This is a genomic window from Parabacteroides sp. AD58, from assembly GCF_023744375.2.
Classification (GTDB): domain Bacteria; phylum Bacteroidota; class Bacteroidia; order Bacteroidales; family Tannerellaceae; genus Parabacteroides; species Parabacteroides absconsus.
The window spans coordinates 1909228-1926335 of the sequence record NZ_CP146284.1 but is presented as its reverse complement, the minus strand read 5'-3'; the positions used below and the strand labels follow the sequence as shown (position 1 = coordinate 1926335).

The following is a 17108-nucleotide window of genomic DNA, read 5'->3' as shown; positions in this document are numbered from 1 at the left end:
ATTATTTATAGATTAAGAAGATGGTCGGTTTCTTGTCGAAATCGGGTAACTTCCCGGCCCAATCCTTAACCGGACGTGTCTGGATACATTCATCTGCACAAGTGATATTCGACGCAATACACAGCTTCGTGGACGGGCGGCAGGTACGGATCAGTTCTTCTGCCAGTTTACGGTTGCGGTAAGGCGTTTCGATAAAGAGCTGCGTCTGGTTCTCGGCATAAATCCGTCCTTCCAGCTTCTTGATGGTACTGGTACGTTCCGCTGCATCGATAGGCAGATAACCATGAAAAGCAAAACTCTGTCCGTTAAATCCGGATGCCATCACGGATAAAATAATAGACGACGGACCTACCAGAGGAACGACCCGATAATGTTTGCGCTGGGCAATCGCTACCACATCGGCTCCCGGATCGGCTACAGCCGGACAGCCGGCTTCGGAAATCACACCTACCGATTCGCCTTGAGCCAGCGGATTCAGATAGCCTGCCACCTGCTCAGGCGATGTGTGCTTGTTCAGTTCATAGAAAGTCAAGTCGTCGATCACAATGGATGGTTCCACTTTCTTCAAGAAGCGGCGTGCCGTGCGGACATTCTCGACAATGAAATGACGGATGCCCAAGATGACATCCCGGTTATAGTCCGGCAATACCCGGCGATGTTCGGTATCGCCCAAGGTGACCGGTATCAGATATAATGATGCTTGCATAGTTCTAATTTTCCGCAAATGTAGTACTTTTGCACGAAACAATTCATGCACACATGGCACTTCCTATTGATTTTATTACCCGTACGCGGGTACTTTTAGGCGACGAATATACAGAACTGGAAAAAGCGTTGATGGCGGATGTCCCGGTTAGTATCCGAATAAATCCGAAGAAGAGCGACAAGCGGCCGGAGGCAACTCCGGTTCCGTGGAGCCAGCTGGGTTATTATCTGCCCGAACGCCTTTCGTTCACTTTCGACCCGTTGTTCCAAAATGGCACTTATTATGTACAGGAGGCTTCGTCGATGTTCCTTGAACAGGCAGTCCGGACGTATGTTCAGGAACCGGTGGTCTGTCTGGACTTATGTGCGGCACCGGGAGGAAAATCTACTCATCTGTTGAGCCTTCTTCCCGAAGGAAGTGTACTGGTAAGCAATGAAGTAATCCGGTCGCGCAGCTATATTCTGGCAGAGAATATCCAGAAATGGGGCTATCCGAACCATGTTGTCACGAATAATGATCCGGCAGAAGTGGGGGAACTGACTCATCTCTTTGATGTGATTGTAACAGATGTGCCCTGTTCGGGCGAAGGCATGTTCCGTAAGGATACAGATAGTACGGGTGAGTGGAGTGTGGCGAATGTCGGGCTTTGTGCTTCCCGTCAGCGGCGTATCCTTCATGATATCTGGAATGCCCTGAAACCCGGTGGCTTGCTGGTGTACAGTACTTGTACGTATAATACGGAAGAAGATGAGGAGAACATCCAATACATCATCGATGAACTGGGAGCCGAGCCATTGTCTATTCCGATCGAAGATGCTTGGGGCGTGTGTGGAGCCTTGAAATATGCAAATCCGGTATATCGGTTTTTCCCACATCGGACACGCGGTGAAGGCTTTTTTCTGGCGGCTCTGCGGAAAGCAGATGGCGAACGAGAGGAGCTTCGGATCAAGACCAAGAATAAAGACAAGAAACAGAAAGGTAAGAAGCAACCCGACATCCCGGCATCCATCCTTGCTGCTGTTCGTGCAAGCGAGACTTATCAACCCGTCTGGAATGATAGTCGTCTGTCTTTGCTGCCCTCCGAAGTACAAGCAATCTATCCATTACTGCAAGAGAAACTTCATATCCTTTCTGCAGGAATCGAATTGGGCGAATGGAAGGGAAAAGACTGGGTGCCGGCGCAAGCATTGGCGTTGAGTACAGCCTTAAATCCAACAGCTTTCCCCCTATGTGAAGTGGATGATGAGACGGCTATCCGTTATTTCCGGAAAGAAGCGCTGGTGCTTCCGGCTGATGCGGAGAAAGGGTATGTCTTGCTGACTTATCAGCAGCGTCCTATCGGATTCGTGAAGAATTTAGGAAACCGGGCGAATAACCTTTATCCGCAAGAGTGGCGCATCCGCAGCAGTTATAATCCGGAAGAAATCCGTCGGTTAGTGTTATAAAATCCGTGCCGTGAGCAGGGCGGATTCCAGCCGGTGCATATAGAGTTTCTTGTTGGTTTCGGGAGCATAGACGAATCCTTCTGCTACAACTACCCGATGGCGGGGCGCATCATACCAGGCATACGAGACAAATGGTCCGCCCATCATGTCGCCTTGCATTTTCCACAAGCCACGTATCACAGCACCTGGCTGTTTCCCGTTGGGTAATGGTTCATATTCGACTGGAAAACGACTTTCTGTTGTCATGTACGATCCTTCAAACGAACCTGGAATATGCAGTCGGGTTACTGAGTCTCGCATGGCTACAAGATGCGACTTGTCAAGCGCGTCAGCATTTTCTGCTGGAAAAGCATAGAAGATCAGATCCATCCGTCCGGTGTTCGCATTGTTGGAAAACCAGAGAAATGTAGAATCGATCTGCGAAGAATTCATCTCTTCCGGGGCACAGATTTCCAGCTGCAGAGATGAACGTGTCTTTTCTGCCAGCAGGCTGTTGTGGTTTTCCTGCAGATATTGGGCATAGCGTTTCTGTTCCAGTTGCCGGATATAGGTTAGAATATCATTGTTCTTCCCTTGCATATACAACAACAGAGAATCTGCTGAAGGAGACTGAAGACGCATCACTTGTTGCCCATTGGCCCATACATCCTTGTCGGCAATGAGTGAGACTTTTGTATAAGCGTTAGGATTGATATCCACCAACAGGATGTTGCGTACATAACGCATGAAATCGTTGAAAGATGCCGGTTCGCAATAGGAGATGGCAGCCGTTGGTTCCGCCTGAGGCAGGGCAGGGTAGGATTCCTGGAGTTTATCGCGGACTGCTTCTCCAACTTGTCCTTTCCATAAGCTCGTATCCATTACAACCAGTACTTCATACGGAACTCCGGTGGCCCGCTTGATGATGGAACCGGAATTACAACTCGCCAGTCCGAGTAATGCGATTCCACTCAACAGGAGAGGAATCGAGAGTAGATGTTTCGTTTTCATAAAGCCATTTTCTATTAAACCTGAATAAACAAATATGAGTGAAAAAGTACAGAGGCAAAGGTAGTATGGCTTTATCGGATTCCTTTATTTTATAGGCGGACAAATGGAACTCTTCTCTATCTATTGTGGTTCAGTAGTTTATAAGGACAAGGAAGATAAAATACGGGTAGAATGCGGACAGATAAGGGAGGAAAAAGATACGCAGGCAATCGCTCTTGCAGACTTGCAGGAGGTGTCTGTCGGTCTTCAATCTCCCCTTGTGACCTCGCAACAGGTGTTTGTCGATCTTCAATCCCCTCACGCAACCCCGCAACGGGTGTTTGTCGATCTTCAATCTGCCCACGCGACCCTGCAAGGGGTGTTTGTTGGTCATCAATCTGCCCATGCGACCCTGCAAGGGGTGTTTGTCGGTCTTCAATTTGCCCACGCAACTCCGCAAGGGGTGTTTGTCGATCTACAATCTGCTCCTGCACCCTCGCAACAAGTGATTTGGTGCATCAAATGTACCCTTGTACCCTCGCAACGGGCGATTTGGTACATCAAATGTGCCCACGCGACCTCGCAACGGGCGATTTGGTGCATCAAATGTGCTCACGCGACCTCGCAACGGGCGATTTGGTACATCAAATGTGCCCACGCGACCTCGCAACGGGCGATTTGGTGCATCAAATGTGCTCACGCGACCTCGCAACGGGTGATTTGGTGCATCAAATGTGCTCACGCGACCTCGCAACGGGTGATTTGGTGCATCAAATATGCTCACGCACCCTTGCAACGGGTGATTTGGTGCATCAAATGTGCTCACGCGACCTCGCAACGGGTGATTTGGTGTATCAAATGTGCTCCTGCAATCTTTTTCGCTCTTTTCGGGAGATGTTTCAGTGTTGGTTTAAGCACTGTTGCCAGACAAACCAATCCAAATCGGTCTTGTCGTCGAGTTGGAGATGCTTTTTGAGGCGGTTCTTCGATTTGGCAAGTGCTTCGGAGGTATTGTTGAAGACGGCAAGTTGTTCCTTGCGGGAAAACTGCCACTTCAGCAGGCAACAGATTTCCTGCTCATGGCGGGTGAGGTTATATTTCTCCTGCAAGGACGAGAGGGTGTTGTTGAATAACAGGTCGGTGAAGGCAAACAAGGTTTCCCATTCCTGCCGGGAAAGATTGGTATGCTGTGGATCTTCCTTTAATTGCAGGAGAATCGATAAGCCGGGATGTTCTGTTTCAGCCGACGAGAGTTGTTTGATCTGCTGTTCACAGATCAGAATCTTCTGCCGATAGAAAGCAATATCATCCAGCTTCTGCTGATAGTCTGCTGATTCCTGACTGATCCGTCCGAGTTCCTTTTCCAAGAACTGGATTTTCTCCAGATATTGTTCCCGTTCCGTCTGCTGCCGGCCGATCAGGAATTGTTTCTGCTTCCACCGTTTCCGGCTGATGGCAACTCGTTCCTGCCGTTTGCCTACATGTAGACCTAGGCCATACGCTAACATGACCGCTGCAATCAGTCCGATACCGAAGAGGAAAGGATAAAATTCGCTCCAGTCCATGTCCTTTATTTCGTATTTCTGCTTTTGATGTACTCGTAAATTGCCAGCTGTGCGCAGACTTTCTCCGGATGATAGTCCACTTTCGGGATATTCTTCAAATGTTCATCGATCCAGCAGGCTTTGACATTATCTTTCAACTGGATTTGCAGGATATCGATAATCTGCTGTTTGATATCAGGATCCAGAATAGGGAATGCCGTTTCGATGCGGCGGTTCAGGTTTCTCCTCATCCAGTCGGCCGATGTCAGATATAAGTCTTCTTGCCCGTCGTTATAGAAATACCACACGCGGGCATGTTCGAGAAACATATCCACGATGCGCGTGATCCGGATATGCTGGCTATAAGGCTGATTAGGCACCAGGCAACAAATTCCCCGGACAATCAGATCGATTTCTACACCACATTCACTGGCATGATACAGGCAGTCAATCATATGTTTGTCATGCAGCCCGTTCATCTTGAGGACAATTCTTCCTCTTCGTCCCTGGCGCACATGTTCAATCTCCCGTTCAATCATCCGTTCCAGCTCAGGTACCATGTTGAAGCGTGCTACCAGCAGATGAGAGAATGTCGGGTTCGACAGGCGGCCTTCCAATACGGCAAATACTTTGTTGATGTCTTGTACTAAAGCTTCATTGCAGGTTAGCAGGGCCATATCCGAATATATGCGGGCTGTCTTCTCGTTGAAGTTCCCGGTGCTGAGGTAGGCTATATCTTTTCGTTTTCGTCCGTCGTCAGCGTCTTTCCGGAGAATGACGGCTACCTTCGCATGGACTTTCAATCCCGGAATACTATAGATAATCCGAATGCCTGCCTGCATCATCCGTTCGGCTGCGCTCATGTTGTTCTCTTCATCGAAACGAGCCTTCAGTTCCACAAATACGGTGACTTTCTTTCCGTTCTGGGCCGCGCTGATCAGTGTATTGATCACGGCGGAGTTTTCGGCAACGCGGTATTGCGTAATCTTGATTTCATCTACTTTCGGATCGAAAGCAGCTTCCATCAGCAGACGGATCAGGTAATCGAAAGACTGATATGGAAAATGCAAGAACACATCCCGCTTCTTGACTGCCCGGAACATTGAGCCCATCTCATCTAGGAAAGGTACGCGCATGGGTGATGGAACCTGACGTTCCAATTCCTTTCCCCGTGGATTGGGCAGTTTGGCCAGATCTTGCAGATTATGATAACGGCCGCCTTTTACCAGATCTTCTTCCGCAATATTAAAGGCCTTGCACAGGAAGTCTACAAAGTCATCCGGCATACTCATGTCATACATGAAACGGCTTAAGGCTCCAATCTTGCGTTTCTTCAGTTTCTTGCGGATGTTCTCGACAATACTGCTGCTGGTCTCATCTTCCAGGTATATGTCGGCATCACGTGATATCTTGATGTTGTAGCATGAATCAATGTCATAACCGGGGAAAATAGAAGATAAGTTCGCCCGGATGATATCATCGATAAACATGATGTAATATTCTCCATCGTGGCTGGGTAGCTCGATGAAGCGAGGCACTTTGGAATAAGGTATTTTCATCAGCGCATATTGGTAAGGCGGTTGTCCTATTGTCAGAGCAGCATCCTGAGTATGCCTTTTCTTTGTCATTCGGATTACCAGATAAAGACGGCGGTCGCGGATAAAGGTCCGGATGTCATCTTTCTGGATCATCACCGGAGCCAGGAATGGAAAGACTTCTTCATTAAAGAAGTTTTGGACAAACGCTTCATGAAAAGGTTCCGGCTGACTGTCGAGATACAAATGAATGTGCTGACGCTTCAGTTCGGCTACGACTTCCCGGAAGACCCGTTTGTACTCTTGCTGTTGCCAGTTTACTTCACGGGTGATTGCTGCCAGTGTTTCTTCGGCTTCTTCCGTACTTTCTTCGGTATAATTCTTCTTCATGATTACACCGCGGTGTTCGGCCACACGGATTTCATAGAATTCCTCCAGGTTGGATGAATAGATCGAGAGAAACTTGATCCGTTCATACACCGGCAATGATTCATTTTCGGCTTCCATCAGTACCCGGTAGTTGAAAGACAGCCAACTAATATCCCGCTTGAAATATTGATAAACATTTTCCATAATATGCTTCGCTTGGAATCGTAAATATAGATACTTTTGTCAAACAAACGAATGGAAATATGAGAAAAATTGGGCTCTTGTCGGATACCCATGGTTATTGGGATGACAAATACAGAAAATACTTTGCCGATTGTGATGAAATCTGGCATGCCGGAGATATTGGCTCGGATGAATTGGCGGCCCGTTTGGCGGCTATCTGTCCTTTGCGGGCCGTTTATGGAAATATAGACGGTCAGAATCTGCGCCTGGAATATCCGAAGATCGCGCATTTCCAGATTGAACAGGTCCGCGTGATGATGACGCATATCGGCGGTTATCCGGGGCGTTATAATCCTGAAATCCGGAAAGAACTCTTTGATACGCGTCCGCAGCTGTTCATAGCCGGGCATTCTCATATATTGAAGGTGGCGTTTGATCCGACTTTGTCATGCCTGTATATGAATCCGGGTGCAGCCGGGAAAAGCGGTTTTCACCTGAAAAGAACCTTGCTGCGTTTTAATATTGATGGTGATAAGATCAAGGATCTGGAAGTCATTGAGCTTGGAAACCGTTAATGCTATTCTGGCTTTGCTTCTTGCTGTTCACCGCACAGGCACAGATTTTCGGCCAGCAGGATTGTGTTCTTCAAATAGGAGAATTCACGTTCGAAGTAAACAGAGAATATACCTTTCCCTAAATTCTCTTCGATCTGCTGGATAGACCACAACTTGCCGTTTTGCACTTGCTTGTACTGTTCGATCACCTGTTCATCCTGGATGCAGATGACAAATAAGGAAACCTGGTGTTTTACCCGTTCGTTTTCGAATGTATAACGGATAAGCAAGCGGGGCTGAATCTTACCGACCAAGGTTTTCAGTCCTTCAACAGCCTCCTGTGCTGCCGCTTCTATGCTCTGGCGGAACAAAACGTAACGGTAAAACGGATAATCGATCATGGAAGCTGATACGTAAGCGTATTCATTCCGTTTGGCCAGATAAAGCATGCCTTTGTGGACAAGAGCTATGCGGACAATCGGGTGGTAGTACTTTTTGGGTAGCAGACGACTGACGGAATAGGCTATACAACCAATAACCGAACCTTTGTCATTGAGTACGGGTAGCCACATTTCTTTCTTCAGTCGTCCACGGACCATGAGCAAACGGATTTGTTCGTAGACAATAACCGCCACACCGATAATCAGTCCCATATCCCGGTACAGAAACCGGTTGAAGCGGATATCTTTCATCTCTTCCGGCAGAATGTTATAGAAGGCGATTCCTAATAGGTGAAGAATATATAAGTTTCGGAAGAGCTGGGCGATAAAGAAGAACTCATTCAGCATGGTCAGGTTGTGTGTCTTTTCGTAGGCCGGATGCTGGGCGTCGCGTACGCGATGCAGCAACGGTTTCTTGACAATCTTGACCACCGTCAATACGATGATGAGAAGAATTTCTGTAATCAGTGGTGTATAGACGGCCAGAACTTCTTCCACGCGCATGAAGATAAGAAAGAAGGCGTAGAGGATTAAGGTGAGAAAAGACGGCAGCAGCATGAATGAATATATTTTGTCTTTCCGCAAAATATGGAAGACAAACATACTCAAGACGCAGAATATGGCCGATACTGTATAAGCTTGCAGATAGGAAATATAATTATCCAGCAATAAAAACAACAGTAACGGCAATATTCCTAGAGCTTGATTTTCCCAACTTTTTCTGATACGAGTCATAATTCTTGTTCTTATTTCAATTACTCCTGATCGTTCTCTTTTCTTTCATTTTCAATGAATTTGGCAGGAAACCTTCTGTCTTTCCTTGTGTTTTTTTGATCAGTTTCAATATAAGAACAAAAATGTACCAGAAAAAGTTCTGTTTTTCTGAATAAATATCCACCATACACTCTTCTATACATGCTTTTCGGCATGATAAGAGGAACGGACTAGCGGAGCACTTTCTACATGTTTGAAACCCTTTTCCAAGGCGATTGTCCGGTATTTCTCGAATTGATCGGGATGAATATAAGCTGATACGGGAATGTTCTTGCGGGATGGCTGCAGATATTGACCGATGGTCAGCACCGAAACACCGACTGCCAGCACATCGTCCATCAGTTCGCAGACTTCTTCTTCCGTTTCTCCCAGTCCGACCATGATACCTGTTTTGGCAACAATGTTTCGCGATGCAATCCGCTTCAGAACCGACAGGCTCACGTCATAGCGGGCAGCACTACGCACCAGTGGTGTGATACGCCGGATGGTTTCCATGTTGTGTGAGATAATTTCGGGAGCAGCGTCGATGACCTGATCAACTAGTTCCAGCTTGCCTTGAAAGTCGGGTATCAGCACTTCGAGTGTAGTCGTCGGATTCACCCGTTTGATAGCCCGAATGGTAGCAGCCCAGTGGGAAGCGCCTAAGTCGGGCAGATCGTCCCGATCGACTGAAGTGACAACGGCATGTTTCAACTGCATCAGCCGGATACTTTCTGCTACATTTTCAGGCTCTTTCGGGTCCAGTGGCAGCGGCTTACCGGTCAGTGTGTTACAAAAGCGGCATGAGCGGGTACAGATATCGCCTCCAATCATGAAGGTTGCTGTTCCACGGCTCCAGCATTCGCCCATATTCGGACATTTGCCGCTGGTACAAATGGTATGCAGACAATGCGATTCTACAATTCTTTTTGTCTGCGTGAAATGTTCATTTCCACGAAGCCGGATTTTCAACCAATCCGGCTTCTTGATATGTTCTGCCATGTTTATAGATTATCGAACAAATAATTAGACATCTTGGTGTATAAGTGATAGCGGGTGTTTCCTCCCGAAATGCCGTGATTGCGGTCTTTATAGACGTGCATGTCAAATTGCTTTCCGGCCTGAACCAACGCTTCGGCATATTCCAGAGATTGCATGAAGTGTACGTTGTCGTCGGCTGTTCCGTGGATCAGCAGCAGTTTTCCTTGCATGTCTTTCACCCGGCGTAACGGTGAAGTTTCAGCATAGCCTTCAAAGTTTTCCTGCGGCGTACGCATGTATCGTTCGGTATAGACGGTATCATAGTATTTCCAGTCGGTCGGAGGCGCTACGGCGATACCGACTTTGAAGGTTCCTTTTCCAACCGTCAGCGCCATCAGCGTATTGTATCCGCCGAAACTCCAGCCCCAGATTGCCATCCGGTTCTTGTCGATATAAGGCAGTTCGCCTAAGGCCTGGGCTGCTTCAACCTGGTCTTGCGATTCCAGGATTCCCATCTTCATATAAGTACATTTGCGGAAGGCTTCTCCACGGGCACCGGTTCCACGTCCATCTACTGAAACTACGATGATTCCTTTCGATGCCAGATATTGTTCCCAGTCCATGCCGTACTGATCCAGTACTTGTTGAGAATTCGGACCGCTGTACTGAACCATCAGTACCGGATATTTCTTGTTCTTGTCGAAGTTAACCGGTTTCACCATCCAGGCATTCAGTTCATAACCGGATTTTGTCGTGACGGTCATGAATTCTTTCGGAGAATAAGATTTGGCAGCCAGCTTCTTGGTGAGTGCCGTATTGTCCTGAAGTACGCGCAGTACCCGATTCTTCTTCGTTTCGTTGACTGTAATCTGCATCGGCGTATTGACATTCGAGAAACGATTGACGTAATAGGCGAAGTTCGCGCTGAAATCAGCATGGTTCGTTCCTTCTTTCGTTGATAACTTCGTCTTGACTCCTTTGGCATCAATCTTATAGACAGCCCGGCGGAGCGGACTTTCTTCGGCCGATTCGTAATAAGTCGTTTTGGTCAGTTCGTCATAACCCAATAAAGCCGTGACATCCCAGTTACCTTTGGTGATCTGGCGCTGCATGACGCCTGTCGGAGAATACAGGTAGATGTGAGAATAGCCATCCTGTTCGCTGACGTAGGTGAAACCGCTTTCCATAAAATGAATGGAAGTCAGCCACTCTGAATCTACATAACATTTGTTCTCATCCTTCAGGATCAGCTTAGATACACCACTCTTCGGATTCGTATAAAACATATTGAAACGGTTCTGCTGGCGGTTCAAGGTCATGACTGCCAGTTGTTCGGGTTTCGTCGTAAAGGTGATACGCGGAATATAGCCGTCGGCATCCATCGGAATATCCAGCTTCTTGGTATCCTTGCTTTCTACGTTATAAGCCATGACCGATACCGTTGAGTTTTTCTCGCCGGCTTTCGGATATTTGAAGTTGTAATAACCGGGATACAGGCCGTCGCCATAAATCTGCATGGAGTATTCCGGTACTTCCGATTCATCAGAACGGACAAAAGCTAGGATTTTACTGTCGGGCGACCAGGCCATCAGGTTTGTCACCGAAAACTCTTCTTCATAAACCCAGTCGGTGATACCATTCAGAATGGCATTCTGTTTGCCGTCTTTGGTAATCTGTATTTCCGTATCATAGTCAAACTTGCGGATCCAGATGTTATTGTCTTTCACATAGGCACACATACGGCCATCCGGCGAGAAAGTCGGAATCATCTGCTTTCCCGGAGTATCGCTCAGCGGTTTCAGGTAGTTACGGCGTACGTCATAGTCATAAACCATTGCCTGTGTAGAGCGGCGGTAAATCGGTTCCACATCACAGAGAATCAGGATCCGGTGCCCGGTACTGCTGATTTCGTAATTATCGAACTTGTCGATCGTGCATTCACGGGCTGTAGCCACATTGAATAAAGTATCCACCGGATTGCCGGTACGATAAGAATACTTCACGATCATCGTCCGTTTCGGATTCATGGCCGTATAATATTCGCCATCGGGCAGCGACCGCATTTCTCCTACATTGGTAATCTGCCGGAACTTTCCGCTTGTAATCTCTTTCAAATCTATCGGCTCACTTCCTTGCTGAGCCCAGCTTCCGGCCACACAAGCCGAAAACAGCAGTGCCATACTGATTCGTTTCATATTTATTCTTTCCATGATTTTTTACACCAAAGCCCCACGGCCTCTTTTCAGAGGGCAAATATAACAATTTCTCTACTTTTTTGTATGGAGATAACGAGCAGGTTGCTTAGAGGAGGATTCAATTACTTTATGTTGCTAGTAATAAATCATCAGAAACTGATTTTTCTACTTTCCAAATAGGTGTTGGTAATATCCTAAAATAAGATAAACGAGAATCGAAAACGATTCTCGGGAGAGTTGAAAATGGTTCTCGTTGGTTTTGTTTGAAAATATGCCGGCTTTTCAATAATTCCCGGCGTATTTTGGATAAAAGCCGGCATATTTTCATCAAAAGGTAGGCATGCATATTTTATCAGTTTTTAAGCATGTTGAAACAACTCCGTAGAGAGGTAGCGTTCGCCGGTATCAGGTAATAAGACAACAATGCGTTTTCCCTGATTAGCTTCATCTTTTGCGATTTCTCGGGCGGCGAAAGCAGCAGCTCCGGATGATATACCCACCAATAAACCTTCAGTTGCTGATAATTCACGACTGGTACGCATAGCGTCTTCGTCTGTGACAGGAATGATTTGGTCAATTAGGCTCGTATCTAAAATCTTAGGAATGAATCCGGCTCCGATACCTTGTATTTTATGTGGACCGGCTTTTCCTCCGGAAAGGACGGGCGATCCGGCTGGTTCGACTGCTACGATCCGGATATTCGGATTTTTCTTCTTTAATCCACGGGCTGTTCCGGTCAGTGTTCCGCCTGTGCCGACTGAGGCAACGAAGATATCGATTTGTCCGTCGGTGTCTTGCCAGATTTCTTCTGCGGTAGTACGTTCATGGGCAAGCGGATTAGCCGGATTCTCAAACTGCTGTAAGATTAACGAACCGGGTGTTGCCGCCTGTATTTCCTGAGCTTTGCGGATGGCACCACCCATTCCTTCACTTCCCGGCGTAAGAACCAGTTGAGCTCCGAGGGCTTTCAATAGATTGCGACGTTCCAGACTCATGGTTTCGGGCATGGTCAGGATAAGTTTGTATCCTTTTACCGAAGCAACCCAAGCTAGTCCGACACCGGTGTTTCCACTGGTTGGTTCGATGATGAGGGCGCCGGGCTTTAACAATCCCTTTTCTTCGGCATCGGTAATCATCGAAAGGGCAACGCGGTCTTTTACGCTTCCTCCCGGATTGAAATATTCTACTTTGGCAACGATTTCGGCTGCTAATTGCTGTTGTTTCGCCCAACGGCGAAGAGCCAGTAACGGCGTATGACCAATCAATTCGGTCAAGCTGTTCTTGATATTCATAATCTTTGTAATTTGTCTGTATGCAAAGATAGAATAAATCTGGATATAACGACTTTTAAGCAGAGATTAACGCTTCAATACATAACTATTCTTCTTTTCGTTCTGTTCTTTTTATATGAGAGTGGGTGGTATATTCTTACCTAATTTTATTTATTAAACCGTTTATTTCAAATCTAAAAGTTATGAGAATGAAGCAGATTTTTATGGTGGCAGTATTGGCCGCATGGGCTCAGTTCAGTTGGGGACAAGAGGCCTCTTATCAATTATCGAGTCATATTTTGGATATCAATAAAGGTGCTCCGGCTGCAGATGTAAAGATTCGCCTGTCAAAATTGGATACTCAGACAACGTCTTGGGTTCAAATTGCAGAAAAAATGACGGATGCCAATGGGCGGGTAAAGGATTTCTTGCCGGAAGACGGAACCAATCATCAGGGTATTTACAAGCTGACGTATGAAACTGCTCCTTATTTTAAGGAACAACAGCAGGATACTTTTTATCCTTTCATAGAAGTCATATTTGAAATTAAGGATGATAAGCATTATCATGTGCCGATAACTCTTTCTCCTTTTGGATATTCTACTTATCGGGGCAACTGATCATCTCTAAATTATTATTAAAAAGTATCGGTTGTTATAGTGATAAATCCGGATAGCAGGACTCTTCATCAGAAAAGATTTGATAAAACTAAAAAGAAATGAGTATGATGAAGAGTAATCTTGTTGTTTGGGTAGCCTTGTCTTGGCTGATAGCCTGTTTTTCGTGTTCAGATGATTTGAGTGAGGAAGAATTGTTCCCAGAAGGCACGGCAGCCTTGTATATGATGGACGAATGGCACGGAAAGACCTTGTTAGGGAATTCGGATGTGTATATAACGAGCGAGAGGAATTTCCATAGTAACCGTTTCCCTATTTTTGATATGGGAAAGAAATCGGGTATTGGCGATATAGAAATGCCCGATTTCATAAATATGGCTCCACAAGTAGCTGTACAACCAGGAAATGGTTATGTGATTTGTGATGTTGATGATATATTGGAATTTGAAGAATCCGGGCACTTGGCCATAGCAGAGTCCGCTTCCGTCTATCGGGTATTTGTTGATTCCTGGATTCAGCGAGGAGACAGTATTACCGGTGCAAATGTCCGTTTTCTCTTAGGGAAACCATCGGAAGGGCAATTGCCCGTTTGGGGTAGTTCTCTTGGAACGATCTGGTTGGATCCTTATCTGTCTTCTATCGACGAACAAACTCCATTAGTTGTTGATTCGCCTTCGTCTCATCCGGAAGATATGGAAATCGTTTTGTTAGGAAAGGCTCAAGATGGACTTACTTATACGGTTGAAGGAAAACAATTAAAACTAAGAGCAGCTTCTTTTGGTTGTGTAGACTCTGAGTATCGTCTGATAATCCGTTACAAGCATGTCTATACAGAAGTCTCTGTATGGGTGAAGTGGAAGAATTCGTAAGTTTGTCTTTGTTGGAAATTCTCAGAAGAATGTTTTGTCTGAGATATTGGAATAAAAATAGCACCGCGGTATCAGGATACTTTCCAATACCGTGGTGCTGTTTATTTAGATTGTTTATTCTTCTCTTCTTTTTTATCTTGATAATTGAAATAAAGAACACCTGTAATAGCTATAATTAAAAGTGTAATGCAACTCATGATTGTTAGCATATTATACTCCTTCCTTTTTATCTCGTATCAGCCACAAGCCGAGTACAAGGATTAATACTATAAAAAATAATAAAGACAGATAGTATAACCATGTTTTATCCATATCTGTAATAATAGATGACAATATGGCAACTGTCATTAGATACTTGGCTATGTCCATTAGCCATTTCCCGAATTCTTTTTTCATATCTTAGGGTTTTGTTTTGGCAAATATAAGGAATATCAAGAAATAGTAGCTATGGTTTTGTGTAAAAATAAACCCCGCCAGACAAATCTTCTTTATCTGACGGGGCTATGGTTTTAGGGAATAAAGTTAATTATTCACCCAACAAGATTTCCATGATCTGACAAGCAGCCTTGGTTACAGAAGTACCCGGACCAAAGATAGCTGCTACACCAGCTTTATACAAGAAGTCATAATCCTGTACTGGGATAACACCACCAGCGATTACAACGATATCCGGACGACCTAATTTCTTCAGTTCTTCAATAACCTGCGGAATCAATGTCTTGTGTCCTGCAGCCAATGAAGAAACACCCATTACGTGAACGTCGTTTTCTACAGCCTGACGAGCAGCTTCGGCCGGAGTCTGGAACAACGGTCCCATATCAACGTCGAAACCACAGTCTGCATAACCTGTAGCAACAACTTTTGCACCACGGTCGTGTCCGTCCTGACCCATCTTAGCGATCATGATACGTGGCTGGCGACCTTCTTTCTTAGCGAACTCAGCTGTCAACTGGCAAGCCTTTTCAAAGTCCGCATCTTTCTTAGTTTCTGATGAGTACACGCCTGAAATAGTTCTAATAATTGCTTTATAACGTCCTACAACAGCTTCGCAAGCGTCAGAGATTTCACCCAGAGTAGCACGAACTGCAGCTGCTTTAACAGCCAGATCAAGTAAGTTACCTTTCTTGGTCTTCACGCACTCAGTGATGTCGGCCAATGCCTTCTGTACAGCAGCTTCATCACGATTAGCACGCAACTGTTTCAACAGTTCAATCTGTTCGTTACGAACGGCTGTGTTATCAATTTCCAGAATATCGATCGGATCTTCTTTCGGCAGACGATATTTGTTAACACCAACGATTGTCTGGATACCAGAGTCAATACGAGCCTGAGTACGGGCAGCGGCTTCTTCGATACGCATCTTCGGCAGACCTGTTTCGATAGCCTTTGCCATACCGCCCATGCTTTCGATTTCCTGGATCAAAGCCCAGCCTTTGTGTACCAGTTCGTTTGTCAGAGATTCTACATAGTAAGAACCACCCCACGGGTCGATCTGCTTGCAGACTTTCGTTTCTTCCTGGATATAGATCTGTGTATTACGAGCAATACGGGCAGAGAAGTCTGTCGGAAGAGCGATAGCTTCGTCCAATGCATTGGTATGTAATGACTGAGTGTGACCTAAAGCTGCAGCCATAGCTTCAATACAAGTACGGCCTACGTTGTTGAACGGATCCTGTTCAGTCAGTGACCAACCTGAAGTCTGGCAGTGTGTACGCAAAGCCAATGATTTCGGATTCTTGGCACCAAAGCTCTTTACAATCTTAGCCCACAACATACGGGCAGCACGCATCTTGGCAATTTCCATGAAGTGATTCATACCGATTGCCCAGAAGAATGACAGACGTGGAGCAAATGCATCGATATCAATACCTGCATTTACACCAGCACGAAGATATTCCAAACCATCGCACAAGGTATAAGCCATTTCGATATCAGCTGTTGCACCAGCTTCCTGCATGTGGTAACCAGAGATGGAGATAGAGTTGAACTTCGGCATCTTCTGTGAAGTATATTCGAAGATATCAGCGATGATACGCATTGAGAACTCAGGCGGATAGATATATGTATTACGCACCATGAATTCCTTCAGGATATCATTCTGGATTGTACCGGCCATTTCTTCCAATTTAGCACCCTGTTCCAGACCTGCATTGATGTAGAAGGCCATGACAGGAAGAACGGCACCGTTCATGGTCATAGAAACTGACATCTTATTCAATGGAATACCATCAAACAGCGTCTTCATGTTTTCGATAGAGCAGATGGAAACACCCGCTTTACCAACATCACCTACCACGCGGGCATTATCAGGGTCATAGCCACGGTGAGTCGGAAGGTCGAATGCTACAGACAAACCCTTCTGACCGGAAGCCAGGTTACGACGATAGAATGCGTTTGATTCTTCAGCGGTAGAGAAACCTGCATACTGGCGGATTGTCCAAGGGCGCAATGGATACATAGCGCTGTACGGACCACGCAGATAAGGAGGAATACCAGATACGAAGTTCAGGTGTTCCATACCTTCCAAGTCTTCTTTTGTATAGACCGGTTTCACATTGATGTGTTCCGGTGTTTTCCAATTGGCTTCAATGCCATTGGCTTTTGCCCATTCAGCTGCATTTGTAGCAGCGAAGCCGGCATTTTTAATATCTATGTCTTTAAAATTTGGTCTCATTGT

14 protein-coding genes are annotated in these 17108 nt (G+C 45.9%); 4 read left to right on the top strand and 10 right to left on the bottom strand.

The genetic code is table 11. From position 1 onward, the window contains the following. Position 1 precedes the first annotated feature (1 nt). Positions 2-706 carry an SAM-dependent methyltransferase gene (locus NEE14_RS08440; protein ID WP_251967755.1) on the bottom strand — a complete coding sequence of 235 codons (705 nt, stop codon included), beginning with the start codon at positions 704-706 and terminating at the stop codon, positions 2-4. Between the two features lie 53 nt (positions 707-759). On the opposite strand from NEE14_RS08440, the gene NEE14_RS08435 reads away from it, so the two are divergent. Beyond that, complete coding sequence (locus tag NEE14_RS08435; RefSeq protein WP_251967756.1) at positions 760-2151, top strand: RsmB/NOP family class I SAM-dependent RNA methyltransferase; 1392 nt, start codon at positions 760-762, stop codon at positions 2149-2151. Here the strand turns inward: NEE14_RS08435 and NEE14_RS08430 are convergent. From NEE14_RS08430 to NEE14_RS08420, 3 genes are all read right to left on the bottom strand, one after another. Next, the gene (locus NEE14_RS08430) at positions 2146-3141 is read right to left on the bottom strand and encodes a DUF4837 family protein (protein WP_251967757.1); all 996 of its coding nucleotides are present in this window, start codon (positions 3139-3141) and stop codon (positions 2146-2148) included. The genes NEE14_RS08435 and NEE14_RS08430 overlap by 6 nt on opposite strands. Before the next feature lie 878 nt (positions 3142-4019). Then, positions 4020-4685 (bottom strand): hypothetical protein, encoded by a 666-nt coding sequence (locus NEE14_RS08425; RefSeq protein ID WP_251967759.1) that lies wholly within the window; start codon positions 4683-4685, stop codon positions 4020-4022. A gap of 5 nt (positions 4686-4690) precedes the next feature. Continuing rightward, a complete protein-coding gene (locus tag NEE14_RS08420; protein ID WP_251967760.1) occupies positions 4691-6772 on the bottom strand; it encodes an RNA degradosome polyphosphate kinase in 2082 nt (693 codons plus the stop codon). A gap of 59 nt (positions 6773-6831) precedes the next feature. Between NEE14_RS08420 and NEE14_RS08415 the strand changes: the two genes are divergently transcribed. Beyond that, positions 6832-7326, top strand: a complete 495-nt coding sequence (locus NEE14_RS08415; RefSeq protein WP_251967761.1) for a metallophosphoesterase family protein — start codon at positions 6832-6834, stop codon at positions 7324-7326. Positions 7327-7328: 2 nt separating this feature from the next. On the opposite strand, the gene NEE14_RS08410 is transcribed toward NEE14_RS08415, so the two are convergent. The 4 genes from NEE14_RS08410 to cysK all read right to left on the bottom strand — a co-directional run bounded on the left by NEE14_RS08410 (position 7329) and on the right by cysK (position 12966). Then, a complete protein-coding gene (locus NEE14_RS08410; protein WP_251967762.1) occupies positions 7329-8480 on the bottom strand; it encodes a hypothetical protein in 1152 nt (383 codons plus the stop codon). Between the two features lie 174 nt (positions 8481-8654). Continuing rightward, positions 8655-9500 (bottom strand): lipoyl synthase, encoded by an 846-nt coding sequence (gene lipA, locus NEE14_RS08405; protein WP_251967763.1) that lies wholly within the window; start codon positions 9498-9500, stop codon positions 8655-8657. A gap of 2 nt (positions 9501-9502) precedes the next feature. After that, positions 9503-11674 (bottom strand): S9 family peptidase, encoded by a 2172-nt coding sequence (locus NEE14_RS08400; protein ID WP_251967798.1) that lies wholly within the window; start codon positions 11672-11674, stop codon positions 9503-9505. A gap of 359 nt (positions 11675-12033) precedes the next feature. Continuing rightward, positions 12034-12966, bottom strand: a complete 933-nt coding sequence (gene cysK, locus NEE14_RS08395; protein WP_251967764.1) for a cysteine synthase A — start codon at positions 12964-12966, stop codon at positions 12034-12036. A 188-nt stretch (positions 12967-13154) separates the two neighbouring features. Here cysK and uraH point away from each other — a divergent pair, with 188 nt between their 5' ends. Both uraH and NEE14_RS08385 read left to right on the top strand, forming a co-directional pair. Further along, positions 13155-13565 carry a hydroxyisourate hydrolase gene (uraH, locus tag NEE14_RS08390; RefSeq protein WP_251967765.1) on the top strand — a complete coding sequence of 137 codons (411 nt, stop codon included), beginning with the start codon at positions 13155-13157 and terminating at the stop codon, positions 13563-13565. Between the two features lie 104 nt (positions 13566-13669). Then, entirely contained in the window at positions 13670-14431 is a 762-nt protein-coding gene (locus NEE14_RS08385; RefSeq protein WP_251967766.1) for a DUF5036 family protein, read from the top strand. Positions 14432-14641: 210 nt separating this feature from the next. Here NEE14_RS08385 and NEE14_RS08380 read toward each other — a convergent pair whose 3' ends face one another. Then, positions 14642-14827: a DUF6722 family protein gene (locus tag NEE14_RS08380; RefSeq protein WP_317259017.1), complete on the bottom strand. Its 186-nt coding sequence runs from the start codon at positions 14825-14827 to the stop codon at positions 14642-14644. A gap of 130 nt (positions 14828-14957) precedes the next feature. After that, positions 14958-17105 carry a methylmalonyl-CoA mutase gene (scpA, locus tag NEE14_RS08375; protein ID WP_251967767.1) on the bottom strand — a complete coding sequence of 716 codons (2148 nt, stop codon included), beginning with the start codon at positions 17103-17105 and terminating at the stop codon, positions 14958-14960. Positions 17106-17108 lie beyond the last annotated feature (3 nt).

Excerpts from the sequence above, each read along its gene's own strand:
- NEE14_RS08440 (WP_251967755.1), bottom strand. The coding sequence starts at position 706 with ATGCAAGCATCATTATATCTGATACCGGTCACCTTGGGCGATACCGAA.
- NEE14_RS08435 (WP_251967756.1), top strand. The coding sequence starts at position 760 with ATGGCACTTCCTATTGATTTTATTACCCGTACGCGGGTACTTTTAGGC.
- NEE14_RS08430 (WP_251967757.1), bottom strand. The coding sequence starts at position 3,141 with ATGAAAACGAAACATCTACTCTCGATTCCTCTCCTGTTGAGTGGAATC.
- NEE14_RS08425 (WP_251967759.1), bottom strand. The coding sequence starts at position 4,685 with ATGGACTGGAGCGAATTTTATCCTTTCCTCTTCGGTATCGGACTGATT.
- NEE14_RS08420 (WP_251967760.1), bottom strand. The coding sequence starts at position 6,772 with ATGGAAAATGTTTATCAATATTTCAAGCGGGATATTAGTTGGCTGTCT.
- NEE14_RS08415 (WP_251967761.1), top strand. The coding sequence starts at position 6,832 with ATGAGAAAAATTGGGCTCTTGTCGGATACCCATGGTTATTGGGATGAC.
- NEE14_RS08410 (WP_251967762.1), bottom strand. The coding sequence starts at position 8,480 with ATGACTCGTATCAGAAAAAGTTGGGAAAATCAAGCTCTAGGAATATTG.
- lipA (WP_251967763.1), bottom strand. The coding sequence starts at position 9,500 with ATGGCAGAACATATCAAGAAGCCGGATTGGTTGAAAATCCGGCTTCGT.
- NEE14_RS08400 (WP_251967798.1), bottom strand. The coding sequence starts at position 11,674 with ATGAAACGAATCAGTATGGCACTGCTGTTTTCGGCTTGTGTGGCCGGA.
- cysK (WP_251967764.1), bottom strand. The coding sequence starts at position 12,966 with ATGAATATCAAGAACAGCTTGACCGAATTGATTGGTCATACGCCGTTA.
- uraH (WP_251967765.1), top strand. The coding sequence starts at position 13,155 with ATGAAGCAGATTTTTATGGTGGCAGTATTGGCCGCATGGGCTCAGTTC.
- NEE14_RS08385 (WP_251967766.1), top strand. The coding sequence starts at position 13,670 with ATGATGAAGAGTAATCTTGTTGTTTGGGTAGCCTTGTCTTGGCTGATA.
- NEE14_RS08380 (WP_317259017.1), bottom strand. The coding sequence starts at position 14,827 with ATGAAAAAAGAATTCGGGAAATGGCTAATGGACATAGCCAAGTATCTA.
- scpA (WP_251967767.1), bottom strand. The coding sequence starts at position 17,105 with ATGAGACCAAATTTTAAAGACATAGATATTAAAAATGCCGGCTTCGCT.